Origin of the sequence: Deinococcus sp. KSM4-11, assembly GCF_004801415.1 — a bacterium.
Taxonomy (GTDB): Bacteria; Deinococcota; Deinococci; order Deinococcales; family Deinococcaceae; genus Deinococcus.
In genome coordinates this window covers 297469-312667 of record NZ_SSNX01000005.1, presented here as the reverse complement: position 1 = coordinate 312667, position 15199 = coordinate 297469, and the positions used below count along the sequence as shown (strand labels likewise).

Sequence of the window (15199 nt, the reverse complement as noted above, 5' to 3'; positions counted from 1 at the left end):
TCCCAGGAGTCTCAATGAAAGATTTCAGCAAAGTACGTATCGCCATCGCTTCGCCCGAGAAGATCCGCGAGTGGAGCTTCGGCGAAGTCGAAAAACCCGAGACCATCAACTACCGCACCCTGAAGCCCGAGCGCGAGGGCCTGTTCGACGAGCGCATCTTCGGGCCGCAGAAGGATTACGAGTGCGCCTGTGGGAAGTACAAGCGCCAGCGCTACGAGGGCAAGGTCTGCGAACGCTGCGGCGTGGAAGTCACGAGCAGCAAGGTCAGGCGCTACCGCATGGGCCACATTGACCTGGCGACGCCCGCCGCGCACATCTGGTACGTGAAGGACACGCCCAGCAAGATCGGCACGCTGCTCGACCTCTCGGCCGGGCAGCTGGAGAAGGTGCTGTACTTCAGCTCCTTCCTGGTGACCGATCCCCGCAACGCGCAGAAGGAAGGCCGCCCGCTCAAGCGCGGCGAACTGCTCACGGACGACGAGTACCGCGAACTGCGCTTCGGACGGCAGGAAACGTACACCATCCCGAACGGGCAGGAAGCCGTCATCCGTGACGGCGAGTACGTCACGCGCGGGCAGATCCTGGGGGGCAATGTCGCCGCCAAGATGGACGGCCTGGCGCAGTTCCGCTTCCCGCGCCGCGCCGAGTTCGCGTACAGCGAGGAAGTCGAGGCGACCCTGCCCGTGCCCGCCGAGGCGCTGGTCGAGCAGGACGCCTTCCGCGCCGGGGAAATCCTGGCCGAGCTGGAAAGTGACGTGACGATCACCGCGCCGGTGGCCGGCACCGCCTTCCTGCACGACATGGGCGAGGACAGCGTGATGGTGGAACTGCGCGAGAGCGCCGTGGCCCCCAGCACTCCCGAAACGGACGACGACGAGGACGCCACGCCCGCCGCCCCCGTGCCCGCCGGCGAGATCATCGCCCGCGTGTACATCCCGCACGGCATGGACGTGCAGGTCGCGTACGGCGAGATCGTGGACGCCGGCGCGGTGCTGGCCACCGCCAAGGCCGGACAGCGCCTGCGGGTCAGCCGCGACTCCAGCCTGAGCGGCGTGACCTTCCCCAAGAAGAAGGGCGACGTGACGGTCACCGCGCACTGGATGCGGCGGGCCGAGCACGCCATCAACCCCACGATGCACGTGCTGGTCGGCGACGGCTCCGCAGTCAAGAAGGGCCAGAAGGTCATCGGGGCCATCGACAAGGAAGAGGAGATCATCGCGCAGGCCGACGGCGTCATCACGCTGCACGCCCCCGCCAGCGTGATCGTGAGCAAGGCGAAGGTCTATCCGTACCAGGACGAACCGCTGGTCGTGAACGGCGACCGTGTGGAGCCCGGCGACGAGCTGGCCGACTCCGGCAACCTCAAGAGCGAGATCAGCGGGCGCATCGAGATCGACCTGGTGCGCAAGCAGGTGCGCGTCATCGAGTCGTACGACTTCGAGGCGAAGATGGGCGCCGAGGCCGTCAAGGAACTGCTGGACGACCTCGACCTGGACACCCTGGAAGCCGAGCTGGGCGAGCAGATGAAGGACTCCAGCCGCCACAAGCGCGCCAAGGCCCGCAAGCGGCTGGAAGTGACGCGCGCCTTCAAGCGCAGCGGCAACAACCCCACGTGGATGATCCTGAACACCGTGCCGGTCATGCCGCCAGACCTGCGCCCGATGGTGCAGGTGGACGGCGGACGCTTTGCCACGAGCGACCTGAACGACCTGTACCGCCGCCTGATCAACCGCAACAACCGCCTGAAGAAGCTGATCAACCAGGGCGCGCCCGACATGATCATCCGCAACGAGAAGCGCATGCTTCAGGAAGCGGTGGACGCCCTGATCGACAACGGCCGCCGCGGCAGCCCGGTCACGAACCCCGGTTCCGACCGCAGCCTGCGCTCGCTGACCGACCTGCTGGGCGGGAAGCAGGGCCGCTTCCGGCAGAACCTGCTCGGCAAGCGCGTGGACTACTCCGGCCGCTCGGTAATCGTGGTCGGCCCGCAGCTCAAGCTGCACCAGTGCGGGGTGCCCAAGCGCATGGCGCTGGAACTCTTCAAGCCCTTCCTGTTCAAGGTGCTCGAGGAGAAGGGCGAGGTCACCAACATCAAGCAGGCCCGCAAGATGCTCGAACGCTACCGCGACACCCGCGACACCGTGTGGGACGCGCTGGAAGAGGTCATCGAGGACAAGGTCGTGCTGCTGAACCGCGCGCCCACTCTGCACCGTCTGGGCATCCAGGCCTTCGAGCCGGTGCTGGTGGAAGGCCAGAGCATCCAGCTCCACCCGCTGGTCTGTGAAGCCTTCAACGCCGACTTCGACGGCGACCAGATGGCCATTCACGTCCCGCTGAGCGCCCAGGCGCAGGCCGAAGCGCGCATCCAGATGCTCGCCTCGCACAACCTGCTCTCGCCCGCCAACGGCGAGCCGAACGTCAAGCCCAGCCGCGACATCATCCTGGGGATCTTCACGCTGACCCTGCTGCGTACCGACAACCTGGGCGCGGGCAGCGAGTTCAGCACCGAGCAGGATCTGCTCAAGGCCCTGGAAGACGGCAAGATTGCGCTGAACAGCCCGGTCACGCTGCGCGGCCAGAACCTCAGCGCGGGCCGCCTGAAGTACATCTTCAGCACCCCGGACGAGGCGATCATGGCCGTCGAGCGCGGCGAGATCGACTACCAGGATCACGTCCGCATCCGCCTGAACGGCACCACGTACGACACCAGCGCCGGGCGCGTCATGTTCCGCCGCCTGGTCATGGAGGCCCTGGGCACCCAGGCGTACCTGGTCGATACCCTGGTCAACCTGGAGACCGCGTACGAGAAAGACCACCTCAAGGACATGGTCATGGCGTGCTTCAAGCACCTGGGCATCGAGGCGACCGCGGGCCTGCTGGACGCCCTGAAGGACTCGGGCTTCAAGCTGTCCACGTCGTCGGGCATCACCATCGGCATTGACGACATCGTGATTCCGCCCAGCAAGCCCGAGATCCTGGCCAACGCCAACGCGCAGGTCGCGGAAATCGAGCAGAACTACGAGTTCGGCTTCATGACAGAAGAAGAGCGGTACAAGCAGGTCGTGCAGCTGTGGAACGACACCAAGGACGAAGTCAAGAACGCCATGTTCAAGAACTTCGAGGTGAACTACCCCTTCAACCCGCTGTGGATCATGAGCCAGTCCGGCGCGCGCGGCAACGCGCAGCAGATCACGCAGCTCGCCGGGATGCGTGGCCTAATGGCCCGCCCCGACGGCTCAACGATTGAAGTGCCGATCCTGGCGTCCTTCCGTGAAGGCCTGACCGTGCTGGAGTACTTCATCAGCACGCACGGCGCGCGAAAGGGCGGCGCCGACACCGCGCTCCGTACCGCCGACTCCGGCTACCTGACCCGCAAGCTGGTGGACGTGGCCCACGAAGTCGTCGTGCGCGACGTGGACTGCGGGACCACCGACTACAGCACCATCTCGCTCGGGGCCAACGATGACCGCACCGGCGAGTGGCGCAGCCGCAAGGCCAGCGAGATCGAGACCTCGATCTACGGCCGGACGCTGACCGCCGACGTGGAACTGTCCAGCGGCCACACCATCCGCGAGGGCGAGATGCTGAGCCTGGAAGACGTCAAGGCGATCACCAAGGACGCCAAGGCCCTTCAGGAGATCTTCGTCCGCACCCCGCTGAACTGCCGCGTGAAGAGCGGCGTGTGCCAGAAGTGCTACGGCTACGACCTGTCGCAGGCCAAGCCCGTGTCCATGGGCGAAGCGGTCGGCGTGGTCGCCGCCGAGTCCATCGGCGAGCCCGGCACGCAGCTCACCATGCGCACCTTCCACACCGGCGGCGTGGCCGGCAGCGGCGACATCACCATGGGTCTTCCCCGCGTGATCGAACTGTTCGAAGCCCGCAAGCCCAAGGTGCCCGCCCTCATCGCCGACACCACCGGCACCCTGCACATCACCGAGGAAGAGGAACGCTACCTGATCAAGGTGGAGGCCGACGACACCCAGTACAGCGGCAAGCTGCACAAGGTCTCGCGCGCCACGCGCCTCGCGCCCGATATCCGTGACGGCGTGCGGGTGGAAGCCGGGCAGCAGCTCACGCGCGGGGCCGTGAACCCCCACGACCTGCTGGAACACAAGGACAACGAATCCGCCCAGAAGTACCTGGTGGACGAAGTGCAGCGCGTGTACCGCTCGCAGGGCGTGAAGGTGCACGACAAGCACATCGAGGTCATCATCCGCCAGATGCTGCGCTACGTGGAAATCGTGGACGGCGGCGACACCGACCTGCTCGAAGGCCAGACCGTCGAGCGCTGGGAAGTCGACGCGGCGAACGACGCCCTGGCCGAAGGCACCACCCCCAGCAGCTGGAAGCCGGTGCTGCTGGGCATCACCAAGAGCAGCCTGACCACCAAGTCGTGGCTGTCGGCCGCGAGCTTCCAGCACACCACCCACGTGCTCACGGAAGCCAGCATGAAGGGCCAGGTCGACGACCTGATCGGCCTCAAGGAGAACGTCATCCTCGGGAAGCTGATTCCCGCCGGCACCGGCCTCCAGACCGTGCGCGACATGCAGGTCGCCGACGACCGAACCCTCGAGAAGTACGGCGAGAGCAACAACTCGACCGACTCCGTCACCGGTGACCGCTCCTACGACGACACCCGCCCCGGCGTGGTCAACGAGAACGTCACCTACACCAACTGAGCTGAAGGTCACAAGCAAACCCCCACCTGGAAACGGGTGGGGGTTCGTGTTGCTGCACGATGGCAGATCAAGCTCATCGGTGAGTATGTCTACGCTTCCTCCCGGTCGGCGTACAGTCCGGCGTAATGCTGGCCCAGGCCCACCAGGAAGCCCATCTCTTCCTTGGTGGTGCGGGCGCTGAGGCGCATCTCGAAGCTGAGGGTCAGGGCGGCGAAGGCCAGCGAGCCGGCCCCCAGAATGGCCATCAGCACCGGCAGCAGGCCGAAGTCCAGGTGACTCAGACTGCCCGCGCCGATCAGGATGCTGGTCAGGACGAGCAGGGCCACGGCGATGTACATGGCCGTCATGGCGCGGGTGAGGAGTTGGCTGCGCCGGGCCAGGCGGGGAAGCTGGCGCATGATCATCTGTTTTTCCTCACGGGCGAGGGGTTCCAGACGGCCGGTCTCGCTGACGAGCACCTTGAAACGCGCGGTGAGTTGCCGGACGCGGTCTGTGGCGCGGCCCACCCGGGTACTGGTGCTCATGAGCAGGGTGCCGGCCCCGGAGATGAGCACGGCAGGCGTGATCATCGAGGTGAGGACTTGCAGGCTGGGATCGGCCATAGGCCCGATTGTATGAGGGCCGGGCGCGTCTATATGGATACCTGATGTGAATTGCCTGTCTGGCACGTGAAGTCGGGCCGTCCATATTCGATCAATCTTCAAAGTCCATGCATGTACCCTGCGAACGTGGCGGGCATCCTCTTCTCAGAGCGGGAGGCAGGGGCCAGAGGGGCCGCACCCGCGTGCCAAGGAGAACGACCGTGAAGAAGCTGCTGATGACCGCCGTGACCGCCCTGACCCTGACCGCCACCACCGCGTTTGCCGCCGCGCCGCAGGTGTACGCCAGCGATGAAAGCGGAACCGAGTACACGGCGCTCCAGACGGAAAGCTCCTGGATGGCGCTGGAAGTGCCGCTGTCCGCGCTGGGCGGCACGGTGCCGAGTGACCTGAACATCGCCGTGACCGGGCTGCCGGCTGGTACCACGATCGCGCTGAACGATGTCACGATCCGTGGAGAATCGGCGCTGCTGCACGTCACGGTGAGCCGTTCCGACACGTCCACGCTCGTGAACAGCGTGGCGAACATCGCCCTGACCTCGGGCGGAGACGTGCTGACGAACGTGTCGATTCCCGTCTACGGTGCCGCTTACGGCGAATAAGTGCCGCTCCGGTCTAGGTGCACTCCCCCGTTCTGGGGGAGTTTTTTTGTTCAGCGGGTGCGGGTGACCTTGCTCAGACCCGGAGGCGCGTCCGGATTCAGTCCGCGGTGCTGGGCGAGGTGCGCGGCGAACAGGTAGAAGGTCAGGGCGCTGGGCAGCGTGTCCGTCAGGGCGTGGCCGGTAGCTGGGGTGGTCAGGGTGCTGTCCAGGGCGGGGCCGAGGGTGCGCAGGTCGGCTCCGGCCGCACGGAGATCGGCGTAGGCCGTCCGGCAGGCCTCCTGCGCGGCGTCGGTGGGAGCGAACCCCAGCAGGGGCAGGCCCTCGGCCAGCAGGCGGCGGGGGCCGTGCGCGAATTCGGCGGCGGAGTACGCTTCAGCGTGGATGCCGCTGGTTTCCTTGAGTTTCAGGGCTGCCTCCTGCGCCACCCCGAAGTGCAGGCCGCGCGCGAGCACCAGCAGGTTCTCCGCGAACCGGTAGCGTTCCGCGAGGGCGCTCGCCTGGGGTTCCAAGGCAAGTGCGCGGGTCATGGCGTCCGGCAGTCCGGCCAGACCGGCTGTCAGGGAGGCGTCGTCGGTCAGGGCGGCGATCACTGGCAGGAAGGCCCCCAGGCTGGCGAGGTAGCTCTTGGTGGCGGCCACCGCGCGTTCCTCCCCGCAGCGCAGGGGCAGCACGAACTCGGCCGTATGAGCCAGGTCGCTGTCCTCCACGTTCACCAGAGCGACCGTCAGGGCTCCGCTCTCACGGGCGGCGCGGACGTTCTCGACCACGTCGGGGCTGGCCCCGCTCTGGGAGACGGCGATCAGCAGGGCGCCGCGCAGGTCGAGCCGCGCGCCGTACAGGGTGAGGACGCTGGGGCCGAGGCTGGCCACCGGCAGGCGCAGTTCCGTCTCGAGCGCGTACTTCAGCACCGTGCAGGCATGATCGCTGCTGCCCCGCGCGACCGTGACCGCGTAGGCGGGCGGCCGCTCACGGATGGCGGCGCCGAGGGCCGCGCAGACTCCGGCGTTCTCCACGAGCTGCCGGGCGATCACCTGCGGAGCCTCGCGGGCTTCGAGGAGCATCAGGGAATCGGCCGTCATGCGCCCGCTCCGGGGATGTGACGACCGCCCACGTACACGGATTCCACATCGAAATCGGCGTTCAGCACGACCACATCGGCCCGCTGCCCAACCTTCAACGACCCGCGATCCGTGAGGTTCAGGGACGCCGCCGGAACCCCGCTGAGCAGGCGGCTGGCTTCGGGCAGGGGTACACCGCTGGTCACGGCATTGCGCAGGGCCATGTCCATGGTGAGCAGGCTGCCGGCCAGGGAACCACCGGGGAGCCGCGCCTCGCCGCCCCGCACGATGACGCGCTGCCCACCGAGCTCGCTGTCGCCGTCGCCCAGGCCAGCCGCGCGCATGGCGTCCGTGACCAGCGTCACGCGTTCCGGGGCGGCGGCGCGGGCCAGCCGGAACGACGTGGGATGGACGTGCAGCAGGTCGAGGATCACCTCGTGGAACGCGTGCGGGTCGGCCAGCAGCGCGCCGGGCACGCCGGGATCGCGGCCCTCGATCCCGCCCATGGCGTTGAACAGGTGCGTGGAGCAGGTGCGGATGCCCTGCGCGTGCAGGGCGATCAGGAAGGCCGTGACGGTCGCGGCGTCGGCGCGGGTATGCCCAATCCCGATGCGCACGCCCGCCCCGCCCAGCGCCAGGGCAGCGTCAAGTGCCCCCGGCAGTTCCGGCGCGATGGTCACGGCCCGCACGACGCCGATGTCCAGCACCTGCCCGATGAGCTCCGGCGTGGGCAGCACGGTGAAGGGTGGCTGTGCCCCCAGCCGATCCGGGCTGATGAAGGGGCCTTCCAGGTGGGCTCCGGGGATATCCGGGCCGCCGTCCACTCCGCCGCGCATAACGTCGCTCACGGCGTGCAGGGCATTGAGGACGTTCTCCCAGGCGTTGGTGATGGTGGTGGGCAGCAGCGTGGTCGTACCGTGCCGGGCGTGGAACTGCGCCAGTGTCCTGATGCCGTCCGGGCCGTCCATGGTGTCGGCGCCGTTTCCGCCATGCACGTGGGCGTCGATGAACCCCGGCAGGATCAGCGCATCGGCCGGAGCGGCGGGCAGCGGGGTGACGGTGGTGATGGTCTCCGTGAAGTCGATCCGGCCGGGAATCAGCTGATCCCCGAGGACAAGCTGGCCGGTCAGGCGGGTGGTGGGCGTGGGTGCGGGCATGGGAACCTCAGAGGAGTGAAGGCTGGCGACAGGCAGACCGTCGATCCTCAGCGTAGAGCAGTGGGCCATGCGGGGCGGCGTCCAGTGGTGCCGATCACTGGAGCGGGGCGGTGGCAGCGGCTCTGGTAGGCTGCGCCCCATGTGGGCTTCCAAGCGGGCAACGGGCGTGCCGGGCAGCGTGTTCTCGCTGATGGATCAGGCCATGGGCCGGGCGCGAACTGCCGGGAAGCAGGTCATCGACCTGAGCATCGGCAGCAGCGATCTGCACCCTCCGGAGATCGTGCTGGAGGCGCTGCGCGAGGCGACGCGCGATCCGGCCACCTACCGCTACCCGATGGTGAGCGATACCCGGCCCCTGCGGGTTGCGGCCTCGGCATACCTGTCGCGCCGCTTTGGGGTGGATGCAAATCCCGATGGCGAGGTCGTGCCGCTGATCGGCGCGCAGGAGGGGCTCGCGCACCTGCTGCTGGCCGTGACGGATCCCGGCGACACGCTGCTGCTGCCCGACCCGTGTTACCCCCCGTACCTGGGCGCGGCGGCGGTCGCGGGCCTGAACGTGGTCACACTCCCGCTGCACGCCGACCAGGACTTCCTGCCGGATCTGGACGCCGTGCCGCAGAGCGTCCGGCCCCGCGTGCTGCTGCTGAATTACCCGAACAACCCGACCTCGGCGGTCGCGGATTCAGCGTTCTTCGAGCGGGCGGCCCAATGGTGCCGGGAGCGGGGCGTCCTGCTGGTGCATGACAACCCCTACGCGGAGCTGACCTTCGGCGGGTACCTCGCCCCCAGTGCGCTTCAGGCAGGACTGGACGGCGTCGTGGAGCTGCACTCGCTGAGCAAGACACACCATATGGGCGGCTTCCGGGTAGGCTTCGCGGCGGGCGATGCGGGCGCGCTGGGGGCGCTGGCCCGCGTGAAGGGCGCGGTGGACTTCCACCCGTACCTGGGTATCCAGCGCGCGGCGACCGTGGCGCTGGGGTTGCCGGACGCGGTCGGCCGGGTCGGCGCGGCCACCTTCGAGGCCCGGCGGGACGCGCTGGTGCCGGCCCTGCGTGACCTGGGCTGGGCCGTGACGCGGCCTCAGGCGAGCATGTTCGCGTGGGCACGTGTGCCGGGCCTGAACGATTCCGTGGCCTTCGCGCTCCGCGTGGCGGAACAGACGGGCGTGGCGATCAGTCCGGGCCGGGCCTTCGGCGCGCAGGGCGAGGGCTTCGTGCGCTTCGCATTGGTGCAGCCGCCGGAGGTGCTGACGGCGGCGGCGCAGGCCCTGGCGGACGTGGCCGTGCCGCACCTGGCATCTGCGACCTGACCGCCCATCCCGTACGCTGGTCGCATGGGACTGCTGCGCGTCACGGTACAGGAACATGGAGAGGTCACGGCGACGGGCGTGCGCCTGCACCTGAGTGTGGAGGCCGAGACGTTCGTGATCGGCAACGCCGCGCTGAACGGCGCGCGGGAGCTGCGGGAGCTGGTGACGTCCCTGCGCACCGCTGGCGTCACGGACGCCGATCTGCACGTTCATGGCGTGCGGATCGCGGGGGCGGGCGGCGTGCTGGGTCGCCAGCAGAAGGCCACCTACACCCTGGCCGTCCGCAGCACGCCGGTTCAGCTCCCAGAGGTGTTGGGGGCCGTGGCGGCGCACCGGCACGCCCAGCTCTCCCGGCTGGACTGGGACTTCGAGGCCTTCGAGGCGAGCCTGCCGCTGGCCGCTCAGGCCATGCAGCGTGCCCGGCGTAAGGCCGACGTGATCGCCGCCGCCGCCGGACACCGCGTGGTGGGCGTGCACAGCGCCAGCGATTCGTGGCAGATGCCGAGCACGACCATCGACCTGCGCAGCGACGCGCCCATGGCCCTGATGTCCCGGTCGCGGGCGACCCCGCTGGACGTGGGCGTGGAGTACAGCGCCACCCAGCCGCTGGACGTCGAGTTGACGGTAGATTTCACGCTGGAGTGAGGGGCCTGGAACTCGGTGGGGGTAATCCTGCCTGCGGCACCATTCATGAAAGGTTCTGCTTTATCATCAAGCCCTCCCATGACTGTTCGCCAGACTGCGCACCTGCCCCTGCATATCCTGCTGGTTGAGGACAACCAGGATGACGCTTTCCTCACGCAGGAAGCCTTCCTGACCCTGGAGCCGACCCCGCAGTTCACGGTCTGTGCCGACGGCGTGGAGGCCATGGAGTACCTGCACGGGCGGGTGCAGGCGGGCCAGTCCCTGCCGGACATCATCCTGATGGATCTGAACATGCCGCGGATGGACGGCTTCGGGCTGCTGGAACACCTCAAGCACGACCCGGCGCTGCGGCCGGTGCCGGTGCTGGTGTTCAGCACCAGCAATTCCCGCAGCGATATCCGCCGCTCGTACGAGAACTATGCGAACAGCTACATCTGTAAGCCGCGCCTGTTCAGCGAGTACGAGACCGTGGTGCAGGCCGTCCGCAGTTTCTGGATGCAGACCGCCAGCCTGCCCACCTGACCTGAACCGAGAGAGCCGCGCGCCCGTGGCCTGAAGCCCGGACGCGCTGAAGTGGGCTGGAATCAGAAGTGGGCTGGCATCAGACCTCTGCTGCTGTCAGACGGACTCGGTCGCCGCCAGCCGTTCGAGCACGCTGGGGTCTTCCAGGGTACTGGTGTCGCCCTCGATGGCCTTCCCGGCGGCGATCTGCCGCAGGAAGCGGCGCATGATCTTGCCCGAGCGGGTCTTGGGCAGCGCGTCCCCGATGATGATGGCGTCCGGCCGGGCCAGCGCGCCGATCTCCTTGCTGACATGGGCGCGCAGCACCGTGGGGTCGATGGTATGGCCACCCTGGGGCAGCACGAAGGCTACGACGCTCTCGCCCTTCACATCGTCGGGCTTGCCGACCACGGCGGCCTCGGCGACCGAAGGATGGGCGACCAGCGCGGACTCGATCTCCATGGTGCCCAGGCGGTGGCCAGACACGTTCAGCACGTCGTCCACCCGGCCCATCACGGTGTAGTAGCCGTCCTGGTCGCGGCGGGCCCCGTCGCCGGCGAAATACACGTGCGGGATCTCGCCCCAGTACGCCTGTTGGTAGCGGGCGTCGTCGCCGTACACGGTGCGCAACATGCTGGGCCAGGGTTTCTTGATGACCAGCAGGCCGCCGTCGTCGGGGCCGAGTTCCTCTCCCCCACGGGTCATGATCGCGGCGTCCACGCCGAACATCGGCAGCCCCGCGCTGCCGGGCTTGCTGGGGAACGCGCCGGGCAGGGTGGTCAGCATGATCGAACCCGTCTCGGTCTGCCACCACGTATCCACGACCGGGCAGCGTTCCCCGCCGATCACGCGGTAGTACCACATCCACGCCTCCGGGTTGATGGGCTCGCCGACCGAGCCGAGCAGCCGCAGCGAGCTCAGGTCGTACTTCATCGGGTACTCGTCGCCCTGACGCATGATCGCGCGGATGGCGGTGGGCGCGGTGTACAGGATGCTGACCCTGTGCTTCTGCACGATGTCCCAGAAGCGGCCCCAGTCGGGCTGGTTGGGCGCACCCTCGTACATCAGGACGGTCGCGCCGTTCAACAGCGGCCCGTAGACGATGTAACTGTGCCCGGTCACCCAGCCGATGTCAGCCGTGCACCAGTAGATGTCGTCGTCCCGCAGGTCAAACACTGTGCGGGTGGTCAGGTACGTGCCCACCATGTACCCGCCGGTGGTGTGCAGCACCCCTTTGGGTTTGCCGGTGCTGCCCGAGGTGTACAGGACGAACAGCGGATGCTCGCTGTCGACGGGGAGCGCGTCGTGCTCCTCGCTGGCCTGGGCGAGCAGATCATGCCACCACACGTCGCGGCCCTGCTGCATGGGCGGATTGCTGTTCCCACGGTTCACGACGATGACGGTTTCCAGACCCGGCGCGTCCTTGGCGGCCTGGTCGGCATTGGCCTTGAGGGGCACCAGACTCCCACGCCGCAGGCCGCCGTCGGCGGTGATCAGCACCTTGCTCTGCGCGTCGTTGATGCGGCCGGACAGCGCGGACACGCTGAAGCCCCCGAACACCACGGAATGCACCGCGCCGATCCGGGCGCATGCGAGCATGGCGATCGCGGCCTCCGGGATCATGGGGAGGTACAGGGTCACGCGGTCGCCGGGCTGCACGCCCACGCTGGTCAGGGCATTCGCGGCCTTCTTCACCTCGGCCAGCAGTTGCGCGTAGGTGTAGGTGCGAACCTCGCCGTCCTCGCCTTCCCACACGATGGCGCGCTTGTCGCCCAAGCCGCGTGCCACGTTGCGATCCAGGGCGTTGTACGCGATGTTCGTCTGCGCGCCCGCGAACCATGTCGCGTGCGGCTCCTGCCAGTCGAGCACCTGCGTCCAGGGCGTCATCCAGTCCAGATCCGCGGCCACATCCGCCCAGAAGGTGTCGGGATCGTCGATGCTCTGGCGATACAGGCGCTCGTACTCCTCACGGTTCACGCGGGCGTGGGCAGTGAAATCAGCGCTGGCCGGGATCACGCGGCTCTCGTGCAGCATGGCGTCAATGTGGTCGGTTGGCTGTGCGGGCATGAAGACCTCCGGGTCGGGGTGCAGGTGGGTGATCCCCAGGGACGGGGCTCGGGCTCTCAAAACGCGTTGAACCTAATTTACCGTGCCCAAGGTGGGAATCCGGCTGCCGTCCCGCGCCGGGTACTGCACCCGGTACACCGGGCCGTCATGACGGCGGTTCTCGCCAGATTGAACAGGGGGGGTGAACCGTCGTCTGATTTCATCGACGGCCCCTACAGCGTCCTATCGCGGCGAGGACGCAGCCAAGATGGTGCCGCCAGCAAGAGCGGCGGACCGTACCTCCTGGCGCTAGAGAATCGAATCCCGGTCAGCGGGGCGACGTCGCCGGTTCCGGCCACCAGACGGTGTGCCCGGACGGAGCGGTCATGACTTGGCTCGCCAACCACGCCTGGGCCGGAATGAGGGGCGCACGGATCATGCGATCCGTGCGCCCCTCTTTTGAATGTTTTCAGTCGTGCGCGGCGACGGTGCCGTCGGTGCCCGCCCCGGTGTAGGCGCGGTACTGCATCTCCTCGAAGTCGCGGTCGTCCTGGGCGGCGTTGCGGCGGGCGGCGCCAAGCAGGGTGCCCACGTAGGCGAACAGGAAGCCGGCAGGAATGCTGATGATGCCGGGGTTTTCCAGCGGGAAGATCGGGTTGGCCTGGATCAGGTGGCGCCCGGTGGTCAGGGTGTCCGGGTCGATCTTCATGATGTTCGGGCTGATGGCGATCAGCAGCAGCGTGAACACGATGCCGCCCACGATTCCCCAGATTGCGCCCGTGGCGTTGAACTTCCTCCAGAACAGCGTGAACAGGATCACCGGGAGGTTGGCGCTGGCGGCCAGCGCGAAGGCCAGCGCGACCAGGAAGGCGACGTTCTGCGTCTTGGCGAGCAGGCCCAGGATGATGGCGGCGATGCCGACGGCGACGGTGGCCAGTCGGGCCACGCGGAACTGGTTACGTTCGCTGGCCTGGCCGCCGCGCATGACGCCGTTGTAGATGTCGTGCGTGAAGCTGGTGCTGGCGCTGATGGTGAGCCCCGCGACGACCGCGAGGATGGTGGCGAAGGCCACGGCCGTGACGAAGGCCAGCCCGAACTCGCCACCGGCCGTGCCCGCCCCGCCGAACAGGGCCTGCGCGAGCAGCGGCGCGGCCATGTTCCCAGCCTTGTTGGCGGTCTCGATGGCGTCTTTGCCCAGCAGGACGTTCGCGGCGTTGCCCATGAAGGCGGTCATGACGTAGAACGCGCCGATCAGTACCATGGCCCACACGACGCTCTTGCGGGCATCCTGCGCAGTGGGGACGGTGAAGAAGCGCACGAGGATGTGCGGCAGCCCGGCGGTGCCCAGCACGAGCGCGAGACACAGCGAGATCAGGTCGACAGGATTCTTGTATTTCACGCCTGCGCCCAGGAACTCCGCGCCATTCTTAGCTTCTACCTGCCCGAGCAGGTTCGAGAAGCTGAAGCCGAACTTCGTGAGGATCAGCAGGGTCATCACGATGGTGGCGAACATCAGCAGCATGGCCTTGATGATCTGCACCCAGGTGGTGGCGAGCATGCCGCCCACGACCACGTAGATGATCATCAGCACCCCGACGAGCGGAATGGCGAGGTCGGCCGAGATGGCGCCCTTGGAGAGCAGGCTGATCAGGCTGCCCGCGCCCACGACCTGCGCGATCATGTAGAAGGTGCTGATCCCGATGGTGCTCACGGCAGCGTAGGTGCGCACGCGCGGGTCTTTCAGTCGGTAGACCAGCATGTCGGCCAGGGTGTACTTGCCGAGGTTGCGCAGCGGCTCGGCCACGATGAACAGCACGGTCAGGTACGCGATGAACCACCCGACCGAGTACATGAAGCCGTCGTAGCCGTTCAGGGCGATGAGGCCGGTGATGCCCAGGAACGACGCGGCGCTCATGTAGTCCCCGGCGATGGCGATGCCGTTCTGCGTGGCGCTGATGCGACCCCCGGCGACGTAGAAGTCTCCGGCGCTGGTGTTGCGTTTGCTGGCCCAGAAGGTCACGCCCAGGGTGATGGCGACGATGATCGCGGCGAGCAGGAACGTCATCGGCGGGCTTCCTCGGCCAGCCGGTCGAAGGCGCGCGCCCGAACCACGTAGATGTACGCCATGACCCAGCCCATCACGAATTCCAGGAAGGCGAGCACGTACCCGAAGGTGACGTTCCCGAAGACCTTGGTGGCCATCAGGGGTTTGTTGTACCCGGCCAGGATCGGCAGCAGGAAGTACAACACCAGGAACGTGACCGTCATGGTGACCGTGAACGAATTCCGCTGCGCGACCAGTTGCTGGTACGCGGCGTTGCGGGCTGGGGCGGGACTCGGGCGTGACTGGGATACGGTCATGCGTGCCTCCTGCGTGACGGAACTGGACAGGGCGGGGCGGGGGGAGCCGGGGCCGGATTGTGTGACTGGCCACAGCGTAGAAGCAAGGGAAGCCAAAATCAATGGATCATGACGGCCCAGAGGTGGTTCTGCCTGTGGAACAGGCGTCAGGGCGACCGTCCGGCAGGTCGCCGCGTGCCCGTCCAGGCAACGGGAGTGTCCAGCCAGCACATGCCCGGTGATGGCGCGGAGTGGGAATGGAG

11 protein-coding genes are annotated in these 15199 nt (G+C 67.6%); 5 read left to right on the top strand and 6 right to left on the bottom strand.

Translation table 11 applies throughout. The features are described 5' to 3' along the window. The first annotated feature begins 14 nt into the window (after positions 1–14). Positions 15–4679 carry a DNA-directed RNA polymerase subunit beta' gene (gene rpoC / locus E7T09_RS15610; protein WP_136390109.1) on the top strand — a complete coding sequence of 1555 codons (4665 nt, stop codon included), beginning with the start codon at positions 15–17 and terminating at the stop codon, positions 4677–4679. Between the two features lie 89 nt (positions 4680–4768). Here rpoC and E7T09_RS15605 read toward each other — a convergent pair whose 3' ends face one another. Then, positions 4769–5281, bottom strand: coding sequence for a DUF2721 domain-containing protein (locus tag E7T09_RS15605; RefSeq protein ID WP_136390108.1), 513 nt, complete (start codon positions 5279–5281; stop codon positions 4769–4771). 200 nt (positions 5282–5481) lie between these two features. Between E7T09_RS15605 and E7T09_RS15600 the strand changes: the two genes are divergently transcribed. Continuing rightward, positions 5482–5880, top strand: a complete 399-nt coding sequence (locus E7T09_RS15600; RefSeq protein WP_136390107.1) for a hypothetical protein — start codon at positions 5482–5484, stop codon at positions 5878–5880. A 50-nt stretch (positions 5881–5930) separates the two neighbouring features. Here the strand turns inward: E7T09_RS15600 and E7T09_RS15595 are convergent, their stop codons facing one another. Both E7T09_RS15595 and E7T09_RS15590 read right to left on the bottom strand, forming a co-directional pair. Further along, the gene (locus E7T09_RS15595) at positions 5931–6959 is read right to left on the bottom strand and encodes an SIS domain-containing protein (RefSeq protein ID WP_136390106.1); all 1029 of its coding nucleotides are present in this window, start codon (positions 6957–6959) and stop codon (positions 5931–5933) included. Next, the gene (locus E7T09_RS15590; protein WP_136390105.1) at positions 6956–8095 is read right to left on the bottom strand and encodes an N-acetylglucosamine-6-phosphate deacetylase; all 1140 of its coding nucleotides are present in this window, start codon (positions 8093–8095) and stop codon (positions 6956–6958) included. Before E7T09_RS15590 ends, E7T09_RS15595 begins: the two co-directional genes overlap by 4 nt. A gap of 139 nt (positions 8096–8234) precedes the next feature. Here E7T09_RS15590 and E7T09_RS15585 point away from each other — a divergent pair, with 139 nt between their 5' ends. From E7T09_RS15585 to E7T09_RS15575, 3 genes are all read left to right on the top strand, one after another. Further along, the gene (locus E7T09_RS15585) at positions 8235–9404 is read left to right on the top strand and encodes an aminotransferase class I/II-fold pyridoxal phosphate-dependent enzyme (RefSeq protein ID WP_136390104.1); all 1170 of its coding nucleotides are present in this window, start codon (positions 8235–8237) and stop codon (positions 9402–9404) included. 24 nt (positions 9405–9428) lie between these two features. Continuing rightward, a complete protein-coding gene (locus E7T09_RS15580) occupies positions 9429–10049 on the top strand; it encodes an SIMPL domain-containing protein (protein WP_136390103.1) in 621 nt (206 codons plus the stop codon). Positions 10050–10127: 78 nt separating this feature from the next. Continuing rightward, a complete protein-coding gene (locus tag E7T09_RS15575) occupies positions 10128–10571 on the top strand; it encodes a response regulator (RefSeq protein WP_168734871.1) in 444 nt (147 codons plus the stop codon). A 96-nt stretch (positions 10572–10667) separates the two neighbouring features. Here the strand turns inward: E7T09_RS15575 and acs are convergent, their stop codons facing one another. The 3 genes from acs to E7T09_RS15560 form a co-directional block, all read right to left on the bottom strand. Further along, positions 10668–12617 carry an acetate--CoA ligase gene (acs, locus tag E7T09_RS15570; protein ID WP_136390101.1) on the bottom strand — a complete coding sequence of 650 codons (1950 nt, stop codon included), beginning with the start codon at positions 12615–12617 and terminating at the stop codon, positions 10668–10670. 448 nt (positions 12618–13065) lie between these two features. Next, complete coding sequence (locus tag E7T09_RS15565; protein WP_136390100.1) at positions 13066–14661, bottom strand: cation acetate symporter; 1596 nt, start codon at positions 14659–14661, stop codon at positions 13066–13068. Then, a complete protein-coding gene (locus E7T09_RS15560; RefSeq protein WP_136390099.1) occupies positions 14658–14957 on the bottom strand; it encodes a DUF485 domain-containing protein in 300 nt (99 codons plus the stop codon). The genes E7T09_RS15565 and E7T09_RS15560 overlap by 4 nt, the downstream gene beginning before the upstream one ends. Between the last annotated feature and the right edge of the window lie 242 nt (positions 14958–15199).